Below are 19,793 nucleotides of genomic sequence, written 5' to 3' on the forward strand. Positions count from 1 at the left end.
GGGATATTGAGTGGGAAAACCCGCGAAGCGCCGAGGTATTCGTCACTCCACCGTCACCGATTTCGCCAGATTCCTCGGCTTGTCGATATCCGCGCCGCGCAAGCACGCCGCGTGATACGCGAGCAACTGTAACGGCACGACGTGCAGGATCGGCGACAACAGCCCGTAGTAATCCGGCATCCGCAGCACCGACACGCCTTCGCCGTTGTCGATCCGCGTATCCGCGTCGGCGAATACGTAGAGCTGCCCGCCACGCGCCCGCACTTCCTGCATGTTCGACTTGAGCTTTTCGAGCAGCGCGTCGTTCGGTGCAATCGTCGCGACGGGCATCGTGTGCGTCACAAGCGCAAGCGGCCCGTGTTTCAGCTCACCCGCGGGATACGCCTCCGCGTGGATATACGAAATCTCCTTCAGCTTCAGCGCCCCTTCGAGCGCGATCGGATAGTGCAATCCGCGCCCGAGAAACAGCGCGTTTTCGTGCTGCGAGAATTCCGCCGCCCAGCGCTCGATCTGCGGCTCCAGTCCGAGCACGTCTTCGAGCGCACCGGGTAGCCGTCGCAACTGCATCGTGTACCGCGCGAGCTGCGCGTCGTCGACGTAGCCGCGCAACCGCCCGAGCGTCACGGCAAGAATGAACAGCGCGACGAGCTGCGTCGTGAACGCCTTGGTCGACGCGACGCCGATTTCCGGGCCGGCCCGCGTCAGGAAGCGCAGGCCGGTTTGACGCATCATCGCGCTGGTCGGCACGTTGCAGATCGCCAGCGTGTCGATATGGCCGAGCGCCTGCGCGTACTTGAGCGCGGCGAGCGTGTCGGCGGTCTCGCCGGACTGCGACACGCTGACCACCAGCGTATTCGGCATCGCGAGCGCGTCGCTGTAACGGTATTCGCTCGCGATCTCGACCTGCGCGGGTATGCGCGCGATCGTTTCGAGCCAGCGGCGCGCGGTCAGGCCGGAATAATGACTCGTGCCGCACGCGAGAATCAGCACGTTGTCGATCTGCTCGAACGCTCGCGCGGCATCCGGGCCGAACACGGCCGGATCGAACAACCCCGCGTCCGGGATGGTCGCGGCCACCGCCTGCGGTTGCTCGAAAATTTCCTTCTGCATGAAATGCCGGTACGGCCCGAGTTCGACCGCACCCTGCGCGGACGAAACGGTTTGTATCGCGCGTTCGACCGGTGCGCCGGTGCGATCGAGCACGCATACGCCGCCTGGCGTCAACTCGACGATGTCGCCTTCCTCGAGAAAGATGAAGCGGTCGGTGATACCGGCGAGCGCGAGCGCATCGGACGCAAGAAAGCATTCGCCGTCCTTCACGCCGACGACGAGCGGCGAGCCGGCCCGCGCGCCGATGAGCCGCTGCGGTTCGTGTTTGCTGAACACCGCGATCGCGTAGGCGCCGTGCAGCTGCGCCGTCGCATCGCGTACGGCGGCGAGCAGGTCGCCGCGATACTTGCTGTGGATCAGGTGGGCGACGACCTCGGTATCGGTCTGGCCGTCGAATTCGTAGTGCTTGTCTGAAAGTTGCTTGCGCAACGTTTCATGGTTCTCGATGATGCCGTTGTGCACGAGCGCGATCTCGTCGCGCGAGAAGATCGGGTGAGCGTTGCAGGTTGCGGGCGCGCCATGGGTCGCCCAGCGCGTGTGGGCGATGCCCGTGCTGCCGGTCAGGCCGGCGCTGCGCACGTGCGCGTCGAGATCGGCGACGCGCGACATGCTGCGTTCGCGGCGCGCCTGGCCGTTGACGACCGTCGCCACCCCGCATGAATCGTAGCCGCGATATTCAAGGCGGCGCAAACCTTCGATCAGAATCGGGACGATGTCCCGTTGCGCGACCGCGCCGACGATGCCACACATGACACGTCTCCTTCCCTGTCAATTCTCCTGGACCGCATGCACGCTGTGTCAGCGCGACGCGGTCGCCGTTGCCTCTGCCGTCGTGAAGCCGCACTGAGCGGGCGCGACGGGGTCGGCCATCCTGCTTTCGAATGCGAGATAAAGGGATTCCTCCAGTACGTTCCAGTGCGCGCCGTGCCGGTACGGGCCCGATCGCGCATGCCAGCAGGCGACCGTGCTCCAGTCGTTCATCTTGAATGCGACCAGCGCGATCAAGCCCCATGGATAGTCGCTGCCGGCCAGCTGCAGCCAGGTCTTGCCGTATTTCTGCATCCATTGCGCGTAGATCGTCTCGTTCGATTGGGCGGGAACTTGAATCCCCGACAGGAGCGGGAAGATCTGCGCGACTTTCGCCGGATAGAAAGTCGTGTCGCTGATGCGCTGCGTGCTCGCCCGAAAGCCGGACTGCGTGCCGCGCCAGAACACCTTCAGGATCGCCGACGAGAGCCGGTCGGCGCGCTGGCTCCACGGGCCCGCATGCGCGTAGTCGGCATGCCGCATGTAGTACGCGGCGAGTGCCTGGAACGCGCTGTGTACCTCGACGTTGTCCATCAGCAGCGCGACGTGCAGCGTCGACGAGATCTGATAGACGCCGGCGGGCTTGCTGAGCAGCGTGTCCAGATGCGCGCCCGCGCGGTTCAGGCTGAGTTCCCAGGCGGCGGGCATGCCGTCGGGCGGCGCGAAGCGGGAGAGCAATTCGATCCACGTCGCCATCATCGAGTCGTCGGCGTCGGCTTCCGCGCATGGACTGTACTGGCCGCTCTTCATGCAGTAACGATCGAAGCCGCCGTCCGGACGCTGGTGCGGCAACAGCCACGCGATCCACGCGAGTGCGGCCTGACGGGCATCGAGCCCGGCGTCGGCGGCGCCGAGCAGCGCCTTCGCCGCGAAGTAAGGATCGATGCCGGCGCCGTTCAGGCGCACGGTGATCGCGCCGTCGGGGCGCTGGTACAGTCCGTTGAGCTGGAGTTCGGCGGCACTCGCGTGCGGCGCGAAGCCGAATGCCGAGAGGCAACTGACAACGCACCACAGGCGGCATAGCCGGGCGACGGCCGCCACGCGTGCGCGTGCGGCCGGGAACAGCGCGGGCCGGTTCATGATCGGGGGCTCCTGCGCGGTGGTCCTGCGCAAATCCCGCCGGGCGCGGCGTTGGCCGCGTCGCGCGCCGGCGGGTAGGTCGATGTTGCGGCTCAGTGCACCTTGGCGCTGGTGAACTTGAGGCTGGTGCCGCTGATCGCGGTCACGAGCCAGTACGTCGAGTCGGTAATGACGACGCTGCCGAGGCCTTGCGTGATGACCGGCAGTGCGAAGCCCTTCTTGGGCAGCAGCCAGGTCATGTTCGCGAGGCTGGTCGGGTGGCTGGCGGCGAACGCCCAGCCGCTGCCCGTGTCGGTGGCCGACCACGTGACGTTCAGGCGTGCGCGATCGAAGATCGTGATGTCGCTCATCGTGTACCACTTGAACTGACCCGCCAGTTTCAGCGTATTGGCTTGCGAGAAGATCGCGGACAGCGTCGACGTGTAGGACGACGCGCCGAGCGGGTGCGCGTAGATCAGCCGGCTCGTGCGGTTCGCGACGACGAAGTTCATCAGGGCTGCGTACCAGTTGTTCACGTCGCTTGTGGGCACCGCATACTGCTGGAATTCCTCGAACGTCGCGTACTTGCCGAACGGCATCACGGGGTAAGCCCACAGGCCCGGGTTCAGCAGCGCGCCGTTGCGGTATGCGCGGGTCGGCGCCGAGCCGGTGTGGCCGGTGAAGTAGTACCCGTTGAAGCCGTTGCTCTCGAGCCAGTTGACCGACCAGGTCGGCGTGTTGCCTTCCGGCGCCGCATATTCGACATCCGGCTGGCCCGACGCGGCCTGGACGGCCTGATGGTTCATCACGAGGTACTGCGTGAACGTGCTTGCGTTCGTTTCGCTGGCGTTCGCCCCCCAGTAGTCATGGATCCAGCCGCCGTGGCTGCCGACGCGATGGCCCTTGCTCACGAAATACCTCACGAGACTCTGCGCGGTCGGGTTGTTGGCGAGGTTGATGCCGTTGCCATCGCCGAAGGCCGCTTCGTCGGGGCCGGCCGTGATCACGAGCGAGAACGGGCCGTTGTTCCACACGCCGAGGTTCTTCAGTTGGAGTGCTGGCTGGATCTGGTCGCCGGCGCAGAAGTGCCAGTTGAACACCAGCCCGGCCATCGCCTTCGGCAGCGGCGACAGCGACGGCAGGTTCAGCATCTGCGTGCCGAAATAGTGCAGGTACCCGTGGATCAGCATGCCGTCGGTCTGGCCGTCGAGGTAGGCGAGCGGCAGGTTGACGAACAGCACGCCGCCGTTGCCGTACGTGTTGTAGCCGGATACCAGCCCGAACGTCGGCGAGGTCAGGATCGTCGTGCCGGTGTACGTGCCCTGCGTGACGAAGCTCGGATAGGTGAGGAAGCCGTACACGTAGCCGGAGATGCCTTCGAGCGTGTCGGTGGTCGTCGCCGCGGTCGACGCGAGCGCGGTGGTCGCCGTGCCGGCCGTCGTGCTGACGAGCGAGTTGGCGCTATAGGTGCCGGACTTCACGAGCTTGCCGTTCGCAACGCCGGTCAGCTTCGGGGCCGTCTGGTTCAGTACGCCGCTGCCTGCGGACGGCGTGTCGTACTGGAACCACGCACCGTGGTTGTAGTTGGCGAGGCCGCCCGGGTTCGACGGGCTGGCGGACAGATAGAGCGCGCTGCCGGACGTCGGCTTCGACGAATTGTTCGTCTTCGTGTTGTTCGTGCTCGCCGCGGCCATGACGCTGGCGGTCGTCGTGGTCGACGCGGTCGTGGTCCACGTCATCGACTTGCCGGGAGGCACCTGGAGCGTGCGAAGCCAGCTGCTCATGCCGGTTACGTTGCCGAGACCAATCATGTTGCCGCCGAATTGGTCATACAGTACGTAGTCCACGCCGACCATGTTGCTGAAACGGGATTTGGGGCTCACGTAGAAGCCGGCCGAATTCAGCACGCCGAAATCGTAGACGAGCATCACCTTGCCGCCGTTCAGCGCATAGTTCTGGATCGCCGTGACGAGCGTGTCGTCGGCCGTCGTATGCACCTGATCGGGCAGGATCAGGCCGGGATACTGCGACAGCGACGCGCCGGCCGCCATGAACTGGCTGTCGGTCATCACCGTGATCTGCAGCCCTTCCTCTTGCGCGGTGTCCAGCCATGCGGACACGCGCGGATCGGGCAATGTCAGCGTATTCGGCACCAGCAGGATGAGCTGGTTGGTGGCCGCCTGAACCCCGCCCGGACTGAATGCGAACGCGAGCGCGAACAACGCGAACAGGATCCGCAAGAACTTGCCTGACTTTGCCAACATGGTGTACTCCTCGCTCAAGGAATGGGGGCGCGCGGCCGCCGTGATGCGCGTGCCGCCAGGTCGACCAATCCTGCCCCGTAGGTGTGTGCGGCTGTCCGGTGCGTCGGATATCGAGCGGCACCTGTCGACGGCAGCCGGACCGACGAGATACGTCGGTATGCCGCGCTGTCGTCGTCGACGAGAGGACTCGATGCGACGTATCGAACGAAGCGAACAACGTGCCATTCGCCCCGGAGGCCCGGTCCTGCTGGCTTCATGTGACATGGACCGTGCGGCACGGGAGCAAACGCAATGGATTCGTTTCATCGCTGATACGGCGCATTAGCGGGCGAAATCAGCAGACGGAATCGGAGCCGTTCGTCAGCGCGCCGGGCCAGCTTGCGCAGTAGGTGTAGAGCGTGACCAGCAGGCCGATCAGCAGCGGTCCGCCAAGCAGGAAATAGCAGAACGGCAGGAACAGCAGCGAGCCGTGATGAATGATCGTCGCGTGCAGCAGCATCACGAACGGCAGCGCGACGATGAAGTAGCCGAGCACCAGCATCGACGCGACGGCCTTCTGTGGCAGCGAGAAATCGAGCGGGTAGTACAGCGCCGCCATCACCAGCGGGATCATCGCGATCGCCGCGCCGTGCAGCACGAACATGTCGCGCAGATGCAGCAACGGGCCATACGGAAACGTGCCGGGCGCGAGCCAGAAGTACACGCAAATCAGCAACTGGGTGAAGCTCGCGATACGTAACAGATATGCAACAGGCAGCCAGTTCCTGTGCCGTATGAAGGATGCGGCGAAGCCGATCGCGCAGAGCGCCGCGGTGGCGGCCAGCAGCACGCCGCCCGGCATGCGCGCGGCGACGTCGATCGACAGCAGCGGTACGCGCGGCGCATCGGGCGGATAGCCGAGCACGATCACGTGGAGCGCCGGATCGATCTGGTGCGCACCCCACACCATCACCGCGCGCCAGTAGCGCCAGGCGAGCGGCAAGCCGACCCACAGCAACGCATACAGCGAGGGCGTCAGCAGGGCGATCGACAGCAGCCAGCGCTGCGGATGGGCGTGAATCCGCAGCGAACGGTCGGCGGGAGGGCGGACGGGATGCGTCTGCATGGCGCCCGCCCGGCTACCAGCGATAAAACACGCTGAGCTCGCCGCCGATCCGCGAGTAGTAAGGGTTGTGGTAGTAATTGAATTCGAGCTGCGTGCCCCACTTGCGCGTGAACCAGTAACGCCATTTCGCGTCGATCTCGTGGCTGCGGAAATCGGCGATCTGCGAGCCGGAGCCCGTGACCTGGTAGGCCTCGCGCCCGAACCCGCCGCGCAGCACGATCACGCTCTTGCCGACTTCGCCGTAGGTGACGGCGCCGTAATAGGCCGGCGCCTTTACCGATCCGGGCGAATCGACGGTGTAGTTCGTGCCTGCCTCGAAGATCCACTTCGGCAGGGCGTACCAGATCACGCCGGCGTGATAGAGCTGGTCGCGATGGCCGCTGCGGTTCCATGCGTAGCCGGCGCCCAGCGACACGACCAGCGAACGATCCGACAATAGCTTGCGATTGATCGACAGGTCGACGCGTGCGCTTGGCAGGATCGTCCCCGACGTGGTGCCCGCGAAGCCGATGCCGCCGAACCAGTCGGGGCCGAGATCCTGCACGTAGGTCAGGGCGCCGAGCTGCGTGTTCTCGCCGAAGCGGTGCAGTTGCGCGAGTTCGCCGAGCACGGTGCGCCCGCCATCCTGATAGACGCCACGCAGATGCACGCCGTACCAGTCGCCGTAGCCGTGCGTCAGGTGTGCGCTCGAATAGCCGAGCGACAGTTCGGTATGCGATTCTTGCGGCGCCTGGACATGTGTGACGATTGCGTCGGGCAGGGCCGGCCGGTTCGTATCGTCAGGCGTGAACTCGGCGAGCGGCCCGCCGTCCGGCAGGCCGTCGGCGCTGACGCGGACGAACGTGGATTCGTCGCGCGGCCGCGGCGTGATGACGGTCGGGACGTCGGGCGACGGCGCGGGCGGCGCGGCGGCCGCATCGTCCGGCAGTGCCGCGAGCGCCGGTGGCGTACCGAAGGCGACGCCGCACAGCACCGCGAGGGTGGCAACCGGCACGCGCGGACCGCGATGGCAAGGGCGATCGGACATGAAGGCGCTCCTTAACGGGATGCATGGAACCAGCCGCTGCGCCACGCGACGAGGTCGCCATGCACGCAGGCATGACCGACGACCGAGACATCGCGCGCACATGCGCTGACAGGATGGCCGGCGACACCGATGCGTGCACCGGTCAGCCGCAGCAGGCCGCCGGCCGACACGATCCCGTCGATGCAGCTCGCATTCGCGAGCAGCACGTCGTCGCGCGCGAACACGGCGCCGTGCAGCAACGCATGACGCTCGAGTTCGACGCGATGCGCCTTGACGCTGCCGCGCAGCACGCAGCCTTCGCCGAGCACGAGCGTGCCGTCGACGATGAGGTTGCCTTGCACGACCGTGTGCGCGGGCAGGCGAACGTCGCAATGCACCAGGTAGCGGCCGTGCAGGAAGCGATGCGGGAGCGATGCGAAGTGGCGGGCGAGCGAGATCGCGCGGCGCGGCGCGGCTGGCGTGCCGGCCGGTCGCGCGCTCGGTGCCGCGCCGAAGACGATCGGCTCGCCGTACAGGCACGCGAAGCCGCCGGCGCCGCGCAGGTGTACCGTGCCGCCGACCACGACGCCACGCAGCACCGCGCCGTCGACGTCGATCCGCGGCGCGTGCGCAAGCGCGCCGATGGTCGCGCCGGCGCGAATGTCGATGCGTTCGCCGGCGAACGCGTACGCCGCGTGGGCGCCGCCGTCGAGCGTGATCGCATGATCGGCATGGAGCACGTCGTCGCGATGCTCGTCGTGCGCGACGTGGATCGTGCCGGCGTGCTGCACGGCCAGTCCGAGCGCTTGCCAGGGCGGTGCGGCGGATGGATCGGCCGCCGGTTCGCCGGCCGCGTGCGCGCGCAGCGCGTCGTGCCATTGCGTGGCGAGCAACGCCTGATCGACGAACGGACCGTCGCCGATCGGCAGTGCCGCGACGTCGCTGCGCCGGATCAGCTCATGCAGCATCGGCAGGAACGGCAGGCTGAGCACGCCGGCCACCGGCACCAACACATTGAAGGTCGTCATCGATCAACGCTCCGGTTTCAGTTGCCGGCGAAAACGCTCGGTCTTGTCCCACTTCAGTTCGCGACGGAATGCGGCGTCGAGCGTGAGTCCCCACAACGCGGAGACGACGGCCGCGATCGTCACGCAGAAGCCGACGACGTTGACCGGTACGAGCCGCAGCCGCGTCGCGCGGCCGTCGAGCCGGGCGGCGACGACGATCTCGAAGAACACGCCGAAGTTGCCGAAGGTGCTGAACGAGAACAGCGCGAACAGCGACACGATCAGGCCGAGCGCCGTCGAGTTGACCCCGTTGAACAGGTAGAGCGTGAGCGCGGCGATCCATGCGACCGCGAGCAGCGCGGGCATCACGAACACGCCGAGCAGCAACGCGCCGTCCAGCCGGCAGCGCCGCGAGATCAGCGGGTTGCGCAGTACCGGAACCAGATAGCGCAGCAGCGTCTGGTTGTGGCCTTTCGCCCAGCGCGTCAACTGCCGGGCACGCACGGCCCAGCGCTCCGGCACTTCCTCATAGCATTCGGCGTGATTCAGGTAGACCGTGCGCCAGTCGCTCAGCAGCAGGCGATAGGTCATGTCGGTGTCCTCGGCCAGCGTGTCGTCGCGCCAGCCGCCCACCGCGTCGAGCGCGCCCTTGCGGATGCCGCCGACCGTGCCGCCGTACTGCGGCACCAGGTTGAGGTTGTTGCGGGCTTGCTGGTTGACCTGGTAGCCGCCCGCGCGCTCGAGGTCGAGCAGCCGCGCGAGCAGGTTGCTGTCGGCGTTCTGCGGCACGACGCGGCCCATCACCGCGCCGACTTCCGGATCGAAGAACGGCGCGACGAGTTCCTTCAGCAGCCCCGGGCGCGGCAGGTAGTCGGCGTCGAACACCACCATGATGTCGCCGCGAATGTAGCGCAGCGCATCCTTCAGCGCGGCCGCCTTGCCCGGTTTGCCGGTCTCGCGGTGAAACGGCTGGATGAGGTCGGGCGCGAGCGCCCGGACCTCGTCGATCAGCGCACGGGTGTTGTCGGTCGAGCGGTCGTTGACCGGAATGATCGTCAGCCTGTCGCGCGGGTAGGTCGTCGCCAGCAGTGCCATCAGGCAATCGACGACGACGGCTTCCTCGTTGTGGGCGGCGACGAACACCGTGAGCCTCGGCCAGTCGCCGTGGGTAATCGTCCGGTAGGGCGCGCATTGCGGCTTGAACAGGCGGTCGAGGCTGAACACGTAATGCCGTCCGGCGTAGATGCACGTCAACACCGTGAACAGCCACAGGTACGCGACGCAGGGCATCAGCAGCAGGTCGGGGTCGAGCGTGATACCCGGCGCGCCGGCCGGCGGCGGCTCGAGTGACGCGTTCGCATCGGGCGAAGCCTGCGCGGCGATCGCGAACCGCGCGCCGTCGAGGGCCGCGCGTTCGACCGCGACCGCGGCGTTTGCGGCAGGCAGGATGATCCGCGCCGGCTCGGCGATCGCCTGCGATGCGGTGTCGCGCACGCTCAGCGAAAAGGCAAGCACGATCAGCAGCAGAACGCCTTGCTCGCAGAGTGACGCCATCCGCGGATTCTTCATGTCCTGGTCCCCGGTGTCCGCGACGACGACCGATGAGAGCGGAAGGCGCCCGTGGATCGCGCGGATGTCAATGGGACGCGGCCGCACGTTCGTCGCGCGGGGCGGATGTCGTTCGCCCCCGCGCACGCGTCGCGTCGCTTCCCGGCTTCGTTGCTTTGGCGTCCCCGTCCGTCTGCTGCTGCCGTGCGAGTGCTTCGGGACGCACCTGTCTGACATTAAGCAAGGCGTGAGCCATGGGCCGCGATGCCCCGTGCAGCAAGGAGGCGGGCGCGAGGCGCGCGTAGGGTCGGGCGCGTGGCGACGTGTTTTGATTCACTGACGAATCAGCGCCGTCGCGCGACATGCGACGCCACGCAGCCTGCGACACATCTCGCCGACCTCGCACGGCGGGCGGTTTGTCTAACGAGTCGTCGCCGCCTTGTTCGATGTGGCCTTGCGAGACGTGCAGCGGCGTGTCGCTCGCCGCGCGCACGTTGCCCCGATGGACGAAACGGTTGCCGCCGTCGTGCGCGCGGAATAGACCGGACTCCGATGTATCTTCCCGATCGGCTCTGCGTTACACATTCGCAACATTTCCCGCGCATGCATTCGTGCGACGCAAGCCGCGCCGCGTGTCGGGGAATTCGCGCGCACATGGTCGTGGCCGGAGGTCGCGTGCGCGCCGCGCGCTGCACAGACAAAAGTGCCGAATCGAGACGACGCAACGCGCTTCGAAAGATGCACGCGGTGCGATGCGTGACGGGCGTCCGACCTGCGTTCTCGATTCATCGGACGACGTCGTCAGACGGATCGCGCGATCGGCCGGCTGTTTATCGTTGTCGTGCCGGCTCGTCGATGAGACGCCCGTAGCAGTTGTGAAACATTCCGTAACGCACCGCGCATGTGCGGTGTGCGTCGCGCGAGCCGGCTGCGGCTGCGGGGGCGGCTGGTTTGAATATTGCTGGTGTGGAAGCGACGTGACGGACCGACGTGACGCTCGACACAGCGAGGAACGACTCATGACGTGACTGATCAGTGCAACGGGACGCCGGTAGTACGACGATTCGCGTGGCCGGGACCGCGCGGACAGGACGGCGCGCCTGCCTCGCAGCACGGTTACGTGCCGACCGCGCGAGTATGGGCAGTGCCGCCTGAATACATGCTTCGCGCCACGTGCAGGATCATCCGCGCGAAGTGGCTAAACGAGGATAACGATGAAGAAGATCTTGCTTGTGTTCGGGACTCGGCCGGAGGCCATCAAGATGGCGCCGCTGGTGCGTGCGCTGAAGGCGCAAGCGGAGGTCGACGCCCGGGTATGCGTGACCGCGCAGCATCGGGAAATGCTCGACCAGGTGCTGACGCTGTTCGACATCAAGCCCGACTACGATCTCAACCTGATGCGGCAAAGCCAGACGCTGACCGACGTGACGACCGGCATTCTTCAGGCGATCGGCATGGTCTTCGACGACCTGCGTCCGGACGTCGTGCTGGTGCACGGCGATACGACGACCACGCTGGCGGTCAGCCTGGCGGCGTTCTACCGCTATTTGCCGGTCGGGCACGTGGAGGCCGGGCTGCGCAGCGGCGACATCTGGTCGCCGTGGCCGGAGGAGCTGAATCGCCGCGTGACCGATGCGGTGTCGTCGTGGCATTTCGCGCCGACCGGGCAGGCGCGCGACAACCTGCTCAGCGAGGGCGTGCCGGGCAGCGGCGTCTCGCTGACCGGCAATACCGTGATCGATGCGTTGCACGAGGTCAAACGCATGCTGGACCGCACCTCTGCGTTGTCTGACAAGGTCGCCGCGTATTTTCCGTTTCTCGAACCGTCGCGGCGCGTCGTGCTGATCACGGGGCATCGCCGCGAGAGTTTCGGCGAACCGTTCCAGCATTTTTGCGAGGCGCTCTGTACGCTCGCGGGCCGCTATCGCGACGCGCAGTTCGTCTATCCGCTGCACATGAATCCGAACGTGCGGGAGCCGGCGCGAGCGCGGCTCGGCGGCGTGCCGAACATCTACCTGATCGAACCGCAGGAATACCTGTCGTTCGTATTCCTGATGTCCCGCGCGCATTTCATCATTACCGACTCGGGCGGCATTCAGGAAGAAGGGCCGGCGCTCGGCAAGCCGGTGCTCGTCACGCGCGAGACGACCGAGCGGCCCGAGGCGATCCAGGCCGGCACCGCACGGCTCGTCGGTACGGACCAGGAGCGGATCGTGTGGGAGGCGTCGCGCCTGTTCGACAGCGAAAGCGCCTACGAGGAAATGTCGCGCGCGAGCAATCCGTATGGCGACGGCCACGCGAGCGAGCGGATCGTTCACGCGCTGATGCGCACGCCGGGCGTGACCACGAAAACGACGAGTTTTTCGATGGGGGCAACGGAGATGCCGTTCAACGCGCTCACGCTGGGCTTGCAGGCGTTGCGCTCGCCGTGAGCCGGATCGCGCGATAACGTACTTCCGTACCGTTCGTTGCCGTCGCGCGAGAATCCGGTTCGGCCGCCAGGCCGGCCGGATCCTCGCATTTGCGCGACCCCGAACGAATTTCCCCGCCGCGTTCTTCAAGACTGTCTTAGCGGAATGTTCCGTTCGCGGTGCGGCGCCGCGCATGGATACTTCCGCGGATACCCGCCCCGCACCGGCCGGAATGCACGGCAAAGTCCCGGTTTCAGATGCGGGGATCCGATGCATCCGATCCCCGGTCATCCGTCGCAACCCATGCCGCACGAGTTCGGTCTCGATCCGGTCGGCTGGAAAGCGCCCGGCGGCGCAAAGCTGCCGCACATCGGTTAAAGTTGGAGCGCGGCTCAATCCCCATACGAATCCGCCTGCCCGGGCATGTCGAAGCCCTCCGGGCCGGACGTCGCGCGCGGGGGCAGCGGCGATCCCGGGCACCGTTTCTGGCAGCCCCGACAGGGTCGCGTCGCCTGAGCGACGGTTTGCATGGGGCAGAATCGGGACCCGCGGGCGCCCGCTTTCGCTCGGAGTCGAACACCCGGTCGTCATCGGCACCGATAGCCCGTCGGCCGCTGGTGCTTCCGGCGAAGCAGTCCGCCAGGCGGTGCCGGGCCGGCACCGTTCGAATCCCCACACGGCACCCGTGGTGCGACGCGGGCGCCTCGACCAGGAGGTGAACGATGATCACGCTGACCGTCAACGGTAGCGAGCAACACTTCGACGGCAATCCCGACATGCCGTTGCTCTGGTATCTGCGCGACGTGCTCGGCCACACCGGCACCAAGTTCGGCTGCGGGATGGCGCTGTGCGGCGCGTGTACCGTTCATCTCGACGGCGTCGCGATCCGGTCGTGCATCACGCCCGTTGCGGCGGCTTCCGGCAAGCGCGTGACGACGATCGAGGGACTGTCGACCGACCTGACCCACCCGCTGCAGCAGGCATGGCAGGAACTGAACGTCGCGCAATGCGGCTACTGCCAGTCCGGGCAGATCATGCAGGCCGCATCGCTGCTGAAGACGAATCCCCATCCGACCGATGCCGACATCGACGATGCGATGTCCGGCAACATCTGCCGCTGCGGCACCTACACGCGCATTCGCGCGGCGATCCGCCTGGCCGTGCGCCGCGGAGGTGCCACATGAGCGCGCCCGAACTCTCCGTCCACAACGAAAGCCGCCGCGCGCTGCTGCTGGGCTTCGCGTCCGGCGGGCTGCTGCTCGCGTTCGGCGTGCCGTCGCTCGCGCAGGCCGCGGCACCGGTGCAGCCGCCCGTCAGCACGAACCCGCAATACGGCGGCGCCGGGATGCCGCACGGGCTGCGCGACGATCCGCACCTGTTCGTCGCGATCGCCCCGGACGGCACCGTGACCGTCACCTGCATCCGCTCCGAGATGGGACAGGGCGTGCGCACGAGCGTCGCGCTCGTGGTCGCCGACGAGCTGGGTGCCGACTGGGCGCGCGTGAAGGTCGCGCAGGCCGTCGGCGACGAGCCGCGCTACGGCAACCAGAACACCGACGGCTCGCGCAGCCTGCGCCAGAGTTTCGCCGCGCTGCGTCGGGCAGGGGCCGCCGCACGCACGATGCTCGAGCAGGCGGCCGCGACCGAGTGGGGCGTTGATGTGGGCCAGGTCAAGGCATCGGTGCACGAGGTCGTCGACACGAAGGGCGGGCGCAAGCTCGGTTTCGGCGAACTCGCCGCGAAAGCGGCCGCGTTGCCGGTGCCCGACACGAAGACGCTCGCGTTGAAGGCACCGGCCGAATTCCGCTATATCGGCAAGGGCAAGACCGCGCTGATCGACGGGCGCGACATCGTCGGCGGCCGTGCGCACTACGGGATCGACACGCGGCTCGACGGCATGCTGTATGCGGTCGTTGCGCGGCCGCCGGCCTACGGCGATACGGTCGCGTCATTCGATGCGTCGGCGGCCGAGAAACTGCCGGGCGTCGTCAAGGTCGTGCAGCTTGCGTCGGCGCCGCTGCCGTCCGGCTTCCAGCCGCTCGGCGGCGTGGCCGTCGTCGCACGCGACACGTGGACGGCCATCCAGGCGCGCGCGCAACTGAAGATCGACTGGAAGCGCGGGCCCCACGCGGGCTACGACTCGGCCGATTATCGCAAGGCGCTCGAGGCGGCCGCCGCGCAGCCGGGCGACGTGATCCGCAACGACGGCGATGCGGCCGCGGCGCTCGCCGGCGCCGCGAAACGCGTCCGTGCGACGTACTACATCCCGCATCTCGCCCACGCGACGATGGAGCCGCCCGCGGCCGTCGCGCGCGTGGCCGACGGCCGCTGCGAGGTGTGGACCTGCACGCAGGCGCCGCAGACCACCCGCGACGAGGTCGCGAAGGCGCTCGCGCTGCCGACCGAGCGCGTGACGGTCAACGTGACGCTGCTCGGCGGCGGATTCGGCCGCAAGTCGAAACCCGATTACGTGGTGGAAGCCGCGCTGCTGTCGAAGGCGGTCGGCGCGCCCGTGAAGCTGACTTTCACGCGCGAGGACGACATCGCGCACGACTATTTCCACGCGGTGTCGCTCGAGGCGTTCGACGGCGGGATCGACGCGTCGGGGAAGGTGGTCGCGTGGCAGCATCGCACGGTCGCGCCGTCGATCCAGTCGACCTTCAAGCCGGACATCGTGCACGAGCAGCCGGGCGAACTGGCTCAGGGGATCGCGGACCTGCCGTTCGCGATCCCGAACGTGCGGATCGAGAATCCGGCTGCCGAAGGGCACACGCGGATCGGCTGGTTTCGCTCGGTCTACAACATCCCGCATGCGTTCGGCATCCAGAGCTTCGTGTCGGAGCTCGCGCACGCGGCCGGCCGCGACCCGAAGGATTTCCTGCTCGCGCTGATCGGGCCCGCGCGGCGCTTCGAGCCGCACATCACGGTGAAGAACGTGAACTACGGCGAGGATCCCGCGCTGTACCCGGTCGATACGGGGCGGCTGCGGCGCGTGGTCGAGACGGTCGCGCGCGAAGCCGGCTGGGGGCGCAAGCTGCCGAAGGGGCACGGGCTCGGGATCGCCGCGCATCGCAGTTTCGTGTCGTACACGGCGGCGGTCTGCGAGGTGCAGGTCGGCGCGGACGGCAGGATCACGGTGCCGCGCGTCGACATCGCGATCGACTGCGGGCCTCAGGTCAATCCGGAGCGCGTGCGCTCGCAGCTCGAGGGAGCGGTGGTGATGGGGCTCGGCATCGCGCTGCATGGCGAGATCACGTTCAAGGACGGCCATCCGGAACAGAGCAACTTCAACGGCTTCCAGGTGCTGAGAATGAACGAGGCGCCGCGTGAGATCCGCGTGCATCTCGTCGCGCCGGACGACTTCACGGCACCGCTCGGCGGCGTCGGCGAGCCGGGCCTGCCGCCCGTCGCACCGGCGCTGACCAACGCGATCTTCGCGGCGACCGGCACGCGCATCCGCAGCCTGCCGATTGCCGATCAGCTCGCGAAGCCGCAGGCGGGTTGACGCACAATCCCTCCGACGCCGGGCCGCTTCGCGCGGCCCGGTTCGCATCGATCCCTGAACAAGGAGTGTGACGTGGCCTCATCCGATGTCAGTGTGCAGCAGGCGGTTTCTCCCGCCGAATGGGATGCGCGAGTCAACCTGGCGGCGGCCTATCGCCTGACCGCGCTGTTCGGCTGGGACGATCTCGTGTTCACCCATATCTCGGCGCGTGTGCCCGGCCCGGAACATCATGTCCTGATCAACCCGTACGGGATGATGTTCGACGAGATCACGGCGTCGTCGCTGGTCAAGATCGATCTCGACGGTCGCAAGGTGTCCGAATCGCCGTACGAGATCAACCCGGCCGGCTTCACGATTCACAGCGCGGTGCATGCGGCCCGTGACGACGCGCTGTGCGTGATGCACACGCACTCGATCAACGGTGTCGCCGTATCGGCGCAGGAAGCCGGCTTGCTGCCGCTGTCGCAGCAGTCGCTCGGCGTGCTGGCGTCGCTCGGGTATCACGATTACGAAGGCATTGCGCTCGACGAGGGCGAGAAGGCGCGCCTCGTGCGGGACCTCGGCGGCAACACGAACCTGATGCTGCGCAATCATGGGCTCTTGACGGTCGGCGCGACGCCGGCCGACGCGTTCGTCGCGATGTACTTCTTCGAGGCCGCGTGCATGATCCAGGTCCGCGCGCAGGCCGGCGGCGCGGCGCTGCGGCCGATCGCGCAACCGATTCTCGACGGTATCAGGCAGCAGATCGCCGCGGTCACGCGCGGGATGGGCGCCGGGGCGCTCGTCTGGCCGGGATTGTTGCGCCGGCTCGATCGACTTAATCCCGGGTACGCGGACTAGCTCGCTCGTCGTTGTTGTTTGCGAACGATCGTGCTAAATTCCTGCCAGCAACTTGCGGTCACGAACCCTTCATTCGGCTGACGAAGCCGGCGCCCGGGAGGCAGCACGATGAGCCTGTTGATGTCGCGACGCGATCTCGCGTTCCTGCTGTACGACTGGCTCGACGCCGAAGCGCTCGCCGCGCTGCCGCGCTTCGCGGAGCACAGTCGCGAGACCTTCGACGCGGTGCTCGACACCAGCGAGCGGATCGCCGAGAACCTGTTCGCACCGCATGCGGCGCGCGGCGATCGCGAGGAACCGCAGTTCGACGGCGAGCGCGTGACGCTGATCCCCGAGGTCGAGCCGGCCGTGCGCGCGTTCGCGGACGCCGGGCTGATCGCCGCGGGGCATGACGACGCGCTCGGCGGCATGCGGTTGCCGAAGCTGGTCGAAGCCGCATCGTTCCTGTTCTTCCAGGCCGCGAACATCGCGACGGCCGCCTATCCGTTCCTGACCGTCGCCAACGCGAACCTGCTCGTCGCGCACGGCAGCCCCGCGCAGATCGACGCGTTCGCGCGCCCGGAACTGGAAGGGCGCTTCCTCGGCACGATGTGCCTGTCCGAACCGCAAGCCGGCTCGTCGTTGTCCGACATCGCGACGCGGGCGGATTTCGAGGGCGACTCGCCGCTCGGCTCGCGCTACCGGCTGACCGGCAACAAGATGTGGATCTCCGGCGGCGAACACGAGCTGGCGGAGAACATCGTGCACCTCGTGCTCGCGAAGATTCCCGACGAACACGGCCGGCTGCAGCCCGGCACGCGCGGCATCTCGCTGTTCATCGTGCCGAAGTACCTGCCGGACGCCGACGGCCGTGCGCGGGGCGAGCACAACGACGTCGTGCTCGCCGGGCTGAACCACAAGATGGGCTATCGCGGCACGACCAACTGCCTGCTGAATTTCGGCGAAGGCACGCGCTATCGTCCGGAAGGGCGTGCGGGCGCGATCGGCTACCTGGTCGGCAAGCCGAACCATGGCCTCGCCTACATGTTCCACATGATGAACGAGGCGCGCATCGGCGTCGGCGCGGGTGCGGTGGCGCTCGGCTATACCGGTTATCTGCGCGCGCTCGACTATGCGCGCAACCGGCCGCAGGGGCGTCCGCTCGGGCCGGCCGGCAAGGACGCGGCCGCGCCGCAGGCGCCAATCGTCGAGCATCCGGACGTGCGGCGCATGCTGCTCGCGCAGAAGGCCTATGTCGAAGGCGGTCTCGCGCTGATCCTGTACTGCGCGAAGCTGGTCGATGAAGCACGCGGGCACGGCGACGCGGACGCGCGCGCCCAGGCCGCGGGCCTGCTCGACATCCTCACGCCGATCGCGAAAAGCTGGCCGTCGCAGTGGTGTCTCGCCGCGAACGACCTCGCGATCCAGGTGCACGGCGGCTACGGCTACACGCGCGACTACGCGGTCGAGCGGCTCTACCGGGACAACCGGCTGAATCCGATTCACGAAGGCACGCACGGGATCCAGGCGCTCGACCTGCTGGGCCGCAAGGTCGCCCAGGACGACGGCGCGCTGCTGCATGCGCTCGATGCGCGGATCGGCGCGACGGTCGAGCGCGCGCGAGCGCTGGATGCCGGCACGCGCGAGCAGGCCGATGCGCTGGCGCGGCGCTGGGCGCGACTGTGCGACGTCACGCGGCAGCTCGGCGCGATCGGCGATCCGCGGACACGGCTGGCGAACGCGAGCGTCTATCTCGAAGCGTTCGGCCACCTCGTCGTCGCATGGCTGTGGCTCGACGTGACGCTTGCCGCGCACGGGCACGACGGCGATTTCCACGACGGCAAGCGTGCGGCGGCCCGATACTTTTTCCGCTGGGAGTTGCCGAAGGTGGATGCGCAGCTCGATCTGCTGTCGAGCGTCGACACGACGACGCTCGACATGCGGGACACGTGGTTCTGAACGTTGCGTCACCGACATTCCGGCATGCGGACGATATTGCGGGGGCGGGTGCTGCCGGCCGTCGCCGGTTCGTCGCAAGCCGGCCGGGCGGGAGCATTCCGCCGACCGTACCGATGCGCGGCCGCGCCGCGCAAGGAGTGAGAAGCGCATGAAAGCCCTGTTGTGTACCGCATTCGGCCCGATCGACAGTTTGCGTATCGAGGACGTCGCGATTCCCGAACCGGCCGCCGGCCAGGTGCGGATCCAGGTGAAGGCGGCGTCGCTCAATTTTCCCGACGCGTTGATCGTTCAGGGCTTGTATCAGGTGAAGCCGGCGCTGCCGTTTTCGCCAGGCGCCGAGTTTGCCGGCGTGATCGACGCGGTCGGCGACGGCGTGAGCGCGTATCGGCCGGGCGATTCGGTGGTGGCGTTCACCGGGCATGGCGGGTTCGCGGAGCAGTGCGTGGCCGACGTGCACCAGATCGCCGCGCTGCCCCCGGGCATGGCGTTCGAGCAGGGGGCGGCGCTCGTGCTCGCCTACGGCACGTCGCTGCACGCGTTGCAGCAGCGCGCGCGGCTCCAGGCGGGCGAGACGCTGCTCGTGCTGGGCGCGGCGGGCGGGGTCGGGCTCGCGGCGATCGAGATCGCGAAGGCGCTCGGCGCGCGCGTGATCGCGGCGGCGTCGAGCGCGGACAAGCTCGCGTTGTGCCGTGAAGCGGGGGCCGACGAGACGATCGACTATGCGACCGAAGACCTGCGTCGGCGCGTCGACGCATTGACCGGCGGGCGCGGTGCCGACGTCGTCTACGATCCGGTGGGCGGCGCGTACAGCGAAGCGGCGCTGCGCGCGACCGCCTGGCGCGGCCGGTTCCTCGTGGTCGGCTTCGCGGCCGGCGAGATTCCGAAGATCGCGCTGAACCTCGCGCTGCTCAAGGAGCGTGACATTCTCGGCGTGTTCTGGGGCGATGCGGTGCGCCGCGACCCGGCGCAGCATGTCGCGAACATGCGGCTGCTGGCCGAATGGTTCGCGGCCGGCAAGGTGCGGCCGGCGATCACCGAGCGCGTGTCGCTGGCCGGCGCGGCCGACGCGATCGCACGGATGGCGAACCGGCAGGTGAAGGGCAAGGTGGTGATCCTGCCCGGCGCGTGATCCTGATTCGCCGCGCGGTGATTCAACGTCGGCCGCGCGGCCGATTGCCTGAGGCAGCGGCGCC

Annotated in this window: 13 protein-coding genes; 6 read left to right on the forward strand and 7 right to left on the reverse strand. The window is 67.7% G+C overall.

The features are described 5' to 3' along the window. Nucleotides 1–42: 42 nt before the first annotated feature. From glmS to WJ12_RS06565, 7 genes are all read right to left on the reverse strand, one after another. Nucleotides 43–1,860 carry a glutamine--fructose-6-phosphate transaminase (isomerizing) gene (gene glmS, locus WJ12_RS06535; protein ID WP_034186685.1) on the reverse strand — a complete coding sequence of 606 codons (1,818 nt, stop codon included), beginning with the start codon at nucleotides 1,858–1,860 and terminating at the stop codon, nucleotides 43–45. A gap of 48 nt (nucleotides 1,861–1,908) precedes the next feature. Beyond that, entirely contained in the window at nucleotides 1,909–2,997 is a 1,089-nt protein-coding gene (locus tag WJ12_RS06540) for a prenyltransferase/squalene oxidase repeat-containing protein (RefSeq protein WP_059557045.1), read from the reverse strand. A 92-nt stretch (nucleotides 2,998–3,089) separates the two neighbouring features. Then, complete coding sequence (locus tag WJ12_RS06545; RefSeq protein ID WP_069245609.1) at nucleotides 3,090–5,240, reverse strand: polysaccharide deacetylase family protein; 2,151 nt, start codon at nucleotides 5,238–5,240, stop codon at nucleotides 3,090–3,092. Nucleotides 5,241–5,574: 334 nt separating this feature from the next. Further along, nucleotides 5,575–6,345 carry a hypothetical protein gene (locus WJ12_RS06550; RefSeq protein ID WP_049035217.1) on the reverse strand — a complete coding sequence of 257 codons (771 nt, stop codon included), beginning with the start codon at nucleotides 6,343–6,345 and terminating at the stop codon, nucleotides 5,575–5,577. Nucleotides 6,346–6,358: 13 nt separating this feature from the next. Further along, entirely contained in the window at nucleotides 6,359–7,372 is a 1,014-nt protein-coding gene (locus WJ12_RS06555) for a YaiO family outer membrane beta-barrel protein (RefSeq protein WP_059557043.1), read from the reverse strand. A gap of 11 nt (nucleotides 7,373–7,383) precedes the next feature. Further along, on the reverse strand, nucleotides 7,384–8,379 hold the full coding sequence (locus tag WJ12_RS06560) for a bactofilin family protein (RefSeq protein ID WP_059557042.1): 996 nt from the start codon (nucleotides 8,377–8,379) through the stop codon (nucleotides 7,384–7,386). A gap of 3 nt (nucleotides 8,380–8,382) precedes the next feature. Continuing rightward, on the reverse strand, nucleotides 8,383–9,927 hold the full coding sequence (locus WJ12_RS06565; protein ID WP_034186766.1) for a glycosyltransferase family 2 protein: 1,545 nt from the start codon (nucleotides 9,925–9,927) through the stop codon (nucleotides 8,383–8,385). Nucleotides 9,928–11,120: 1,193 nt separating this feature from the next. Between WJ12_RS06565 and wecB the strand changes: the two genes are divergently transcribed. From wecB to WJ12_RS06595, 6 genes are all read left to right on the forward strand, one after another. Further along, nucleotides 11,121–12,338: a non-hydrolyzing UDP-N-acetylglucosamine 2-epimerase gene (gene wecB / locus WJ12_RS06570; RefSeq protein ID WP_034186691.1), complete on the forward strand. Its 1,218-nt coding sequence runs from the start codon at nucleotides 11,121–11,123 to the stop codon at nucleotides 12,336–12,338. 701 nt (nucleotides 12,339–13,039) lie between these two features. Next, a complete protein-coding gene (locus tag WJ12_RS06575) occupies nucleotides 13,040–13,501 on the forward strand; it encodes a (2Fe-2S)-binding protein (protein WP_059557041.1) in 462 nt (153 codons plus the stop codon). Continuing rightward, nucleotides 13,498–15,822 (forward strand): xanthine dehydrogenase family protein molybdopterin-binding subunit, encoded by a 2,325-nt coding sequence (locus WJ12_RS06580; RefSeq protein ID WP_034186693.1) that lies wholly within the window; start codon nucleotides 13,498–13,500, stop codon nucleotides 15,820–15,822. The genes WJ12_RS06575 and WJ12_RS06580 overlap by 4 nt, the downstream gene beginning before the upstream one ends. A gap of 72 nt (nucleotides 15,823–15,894) precedes the next feature. Beyond that, nucleotides 15,895–16,662 (forward strand): class II aldolase/adducin family protein, encoded by a 768-nt coding sequence (locus WJ12_RS06585; protein WP_049029982.1) that lies wholly within the window; start codon nucleotides 15,895–15,897, stop codon nucleotides 16,660–16,662. Between the two features lie 108 nt (nucleotides 16,663–16,770). After that, nucleotides 16,771–18,600: an acyl-CoA dehydrogenase gene (locus WJ12_RS06590; RefSeq protein WP_059557040.1), complete on the forward strand. Its 1,830-nt coding sequence runs from the start codon at nucleotides 16,771–16,773 to the stop codon at nucleotides 18,598–18,600. Between the two features lie 148 nt (nucleotides 18,601–18,748). Continuing rightward, nucleotides 18,749–19,729, forward strand: a complete 981-nt coding sequence (locus tag WJ12_RS06595) for an NADPH:quinone oxidoreductase family protein (RefSeq protein WP_034186696.1) — start codon at nucleotides 18,749–18,751, stop codon at nucleotides 19,727–19,729. Nucleotides 19,730–19,793: the final 64 nt, after the last annotated feature.

It is taken from the genome of Burkholderia seminalis (assembly GCF_001718535.1).
Taxonomy (GTDB): Bacteria; Pseudomonadota; Gammaproteobacteria; order Burkholderiales; family Burkholderiaceae; genus Burkholderia; species Burkholderia seminalis.

What these genes read in the sequence shown, in the direction of transcription:
- glmS (WP_034186685.1), bottom strand. Translation starts at nt 1,860, where the DNA reads ATGTGTGGCATCGTCGGCGCGGTCGCGCAACGGGACATCGTCCCGATT.
- WJ12_RS06590 (WP_059557040.1), top strand. Translation starts at nt 16,771, where the DNA reads ATGAGCCTGTTGATGTCGCGACGCGATCTCGCGTTCCTGCTGTACGAC.
- wecB (WP_034186691.1), top strand. Translation starts at nt 11,121, where the DNA reads ATGAAGAAGATCTTGCTTGTGTTCGGGACTCGGCCGGAGGCCATCAAG.
- WJ12_RS06580 (WP_034186693.1), top strand. Translation starts at nt 13,498, where the DNA reads ATGAGCGCGCCCGAACTCTCCGTCCACAACGAAAGCCGCCGCGCGCTG.
- WJ12_RS06545 (WP_069245609.1), bottom strand. Translation starts at nt 5,240, where the DNA reads ATGTTGGCAAAGTCAGGCAAGTTCTTGCGGATCCTGTTCGCGTTGTTC.
- WJ12_RS06555 (WP_059557043.1), bottom strand. Translation starts at nt 7,372, where the DNA reads ATGTCCGATCGCCCTTGCCATCGCGGTCCGCGCGTGCCGGTTGCCACC.
- WJ12_RS06540 (WP_059557045.1), bottom strand. Translation starts at nt 2,997, where the DNA reads ATGAACCGGCCCGCGCTGTTCCCGGCCGCACGCGCACGCGTGGCGGCC.
- WJ12_RS06575 (WP_059557041.1), top strand. Translation starts at nt 13,040, where the DNA reads ATGATCACGCTGACCGTCAACGGTAGCGAGCAACACTTCGACGGCAAT.
- WJ12_RS06560 (WP_059557042.1), bottom strand. Translation starts at nt 8,379, where the DNA reads ATGACGACCTTCAATGTGTTGGTGCCGGTGGCCGGCGTGCTCAGCCTG.
- WJ12_RS06595 (WP_034186696.1), top strand. Translation starts at nt 18,749, where the DNA reads ATGAAAGCCCTGTTGTGTACCGCATTCGGCCCGATCGACAGTTTGCGT.
- WJ12_RS06550 (WP_049035217.1), bottom strand. Translation starts at nt 6,345, where the DNA reads ATGCAGACGCATCCCGTCCGCCCTCCCGCCGACCGTTCGCTGCGGATT.
- WJ12_RS06565 (WP_034186766.1), bottom strand. Translation starts at nt 9,927, where the DNA reads ATGAAGAATCCGCGGATGGCGTCACTCTGCGAGCAAGGCGTTCTGCTG.